Annotated in this window: 3 protein-coding genes and 1 pseudogene; all 4 read left to right on the top strand. The window is 65.5% G+C overall.

The annotated features are described in order from the left end of the window. Positions 1-436, top strand: a 436-nt coding sequence (locus WBF82_RS13510) for a 3-isopropylmalate dehydratase (protein ID WP_424383519.1), incomplete at its 5' end; no start/stop codon positions are given. After that, complete coding sequence (locus tag WBF82_RS13505) at positions 433-984, top strand: YbhB/YbcL family Raf kinase inhibitor-like protein (protein WP_424383518.1); 552 nt, start codon at positions 433-435, stop codon at positions 982-984. The genes WBF82_RS13510 and WBF82_RS13505, both read left to right, overlap by 4 nt. A gap of 297 nt (positions 985-1,281) precedes the next feature. Then, positions 1,282-1,872 (top strand): methyltransferase domain-containing protein, encoded by a 591-nt coding sequence (locus tag WBF82_RS13500; RefSeq protein ID WP_424383517.1) that lies wholly within the window; start codon positions 1,282-1,284, stop codon positions 1,870-1,872. 244 nt (positions 1,873-2,116) lie between these two features. After that, a pseudogene (locus WBF82_RS13495) lies at positions 2,117-2,562 on the top strand (molybdopterin-dependent oxidoreductase); the annotation flags it as partial.

The following is a 2,562-nucleotide window of genomic DNA, read 5'->3' as shown; positions in this document are numbered from 1 at the left end:
ACGGCCCGGTTGGACCGACCAGGTTTCGCCCGGCGACATCGTGTTGGCGGGCAAGAACTTCGGGCTGGGATCGTCGCGGCCGGTTGCGGCGCTGTTCACCGAACTCGGCGTGGCCGGATTGGTCGCCGAGGAATTCAATTCGCTGTTCTTTCGCAACGCTGTCAATGCCGGGCTGCCCGCAATGACGATTCCCGACGCCACCACCGTCTTCAGCGAGGGCGACACCGGGGCCTTCGATCTGCACACCGGCGAATGGCGCAACGAGACAACCGGGGCGTCGGGGTCGGTGCCCAAGCTGCCCGATCTCATTCTCGAGATCATCGCCAGCGGAGGCGTATTGCCACGGCTGGCGGCGCAGGGTTATCTGCCCACCGAATTGGGCGACGTGCTGCGGTCCAGCACGGTAGCGATCCGCGGCGCCGGAAGCGGCGCATGATGGGCGCCATCGGCGGACTGCTGCGCAAAGTCCGAGCAGGCGAGCATCGAAGTCCGCTTGCGGGTGCGGGTTTCGCCGCTCCCGATAACATCATGGTCACCAGCACGGCGTTCAGCGACGGCGGCGTGATGCCGCCGGCGAGCGCGGGAAAAGGCGTCGGCGACAATACTTCACCGCAGCTGCGTTGGACCGGCGTACCGCCAGAGACGCGGCAGCTGGTGCTGATCATCGACGACGTCGACGTTCCGCTGCCGCGCCCGCTGTTGCACACCGTCGCGGTGATCGAGCCCGATGTGCCGGATGTCGACACCGGCGCGTTGCAGCCGGGAACCGCGGGAATGCGTTTCATCCCGGGCAGTTTGGGGCACCGGGGATACGCGGGCCCGCGCCCGATTCCCGGTCACGGGCCGCACCGCTATCGGTTCCATCTGTTGGCGCTGGACGAGCCGATTCCCGACCACGTCACCACCGCCAAAGCGCTGCTGAAGCAGATGAGCGGACACGTGATCGCCCGCGGCATGCTAACCGGGACGTACGAACGCCCATGACAGCGTTGACGTCGGAATTGGCGGAGCTGTCGGCGGAGTTGAGTTTCGACCGACTGCCGACAACTTTGTCGCCATGGCCCGGTACTTCGCATCGCCGAATTGGCGCGTGCTGGCGTGTCGTGAGCCTGCGTGCGGCGCGGGACACGCGGTCGCTGGCTCAGCACGGCGTCGACAGGCCCGGAGAATCCTGGCTTGGGCAATCCGTAGTCCACTCAGCGCCGAATACCACTTAAATGCACCGATGATGCGAACGGGTGGCTAGATGGACATGCGCGCCGTATGGTTCCGGGAGCGGCGATGACCGCTGGTACCTGCGAGGTTGGTGGGGCAAGGTCCGTCGACCTGATTTATCGGTCGGCGGCGGCGGGGAGCCCGTGTTGGGCTCGCGATCACCACGGGCGCTGCCGTGAATTGCCGATGGTCCGCTGGATCGGGGGACCCGAGACCACACCACAAGATCGACTCGCCGACGAGCACGTACTTGGGCACTGCACTTCACGCCCCACTCTGGATCTGGGATGCGGTCCTGGACGATTCACCGCGTCTCTGCGGCAGCGCGGATTTCCCACCCTCGGGGTCGACTGTTCGACCGCCGCGGTAGAGATGACACGTGGACGTGGCGGGACCGCGATCCGCCGCGACCTGTTCGCTCCGTTGCCCGCCGAGGGCCACTGGGAACAGATTCTGCTCACCGACGGGAATATCGGTATCGGCGGGAACCCGGTTCGGACCTTGAAGCGGGCCGCGGAACTCCTCGCGCATGGCGGCATTGCCATCGTCGAGATCGAGTCCACGGCTAGTGCGCTGGGAAACCGAACAATATCTTGGGCACTGGTTTCCGTGGTCGCGCGTGGGAGCCGGCTCGCTCGGCGACATTGCCAGCGCTAGCGGGTTCCTCGTCACTCACGTCGTCGACATTCACGCCAGAGTGATTGCGGGCTGACAGGCGCCACCCGTTCGGGCGTGGACCGGTAGCCGACGGATGCACTCTCGTGCACGCCCAGCGAACAGCGCTGAGGCGCCTGGCTACGACGATTCGCGCAGCACCGCTGCTTAGGGCGACACTATCGAGGTGGTGTACGGATTTCCGACCCGTTTGTGGCGCGCGTTGGAGCGCCACCGACCGCCCGGGATGGGCCTGCTGCAGCGGTGGCGGAGCCCGCTGCGGGGCCCGTGGTTGACGTCGGTGTTCGGCTCGATGCTGCTCGTCAGTCTGCCGGTGGTCATTCTGACCGGGCTGCTGTCATACATCGCGTACGGTCCGCAATTCGGCCAAGCCATCCCTGGCAACGTCGGATGGCTCAAACTGCCCACGTTCGATTGGCCGACCCGGCCCTCCTGGCTCTACCGGCTGACTCAAGGCGTGCACGTCGGATTGGGTCTGATCATTATCCCGGTGGTGCTCGCCAAATTGTGGTCGGTCATGCCCCGGCTGTTCACATGGCCACCGCTGCGATCGATGGCGCAACTTCTGGAGCGGTTGTCCTTGGTGATGCTGGTGGGCGGAATCCTCTTCGAGCTCACCACCGGGCTGCTCAACATCCAGTACGACTACATCTTCGGGTTCAGCTTCTACAC

The sequence above is a fragment of the Mycobacterium sp. genome (assembly GCF_049673265.1).
Classification (GTDB): domain Bacteria; phylum Actinomycetota; class Actinomycetes; order Mycobacteriales; family Mycobacteriaceae; genus Mycobacterium.
Note: the sequence above shows the minus strand (reverse complement) of the source record. Positions and strands in the feature narration are given on the sequence as shown.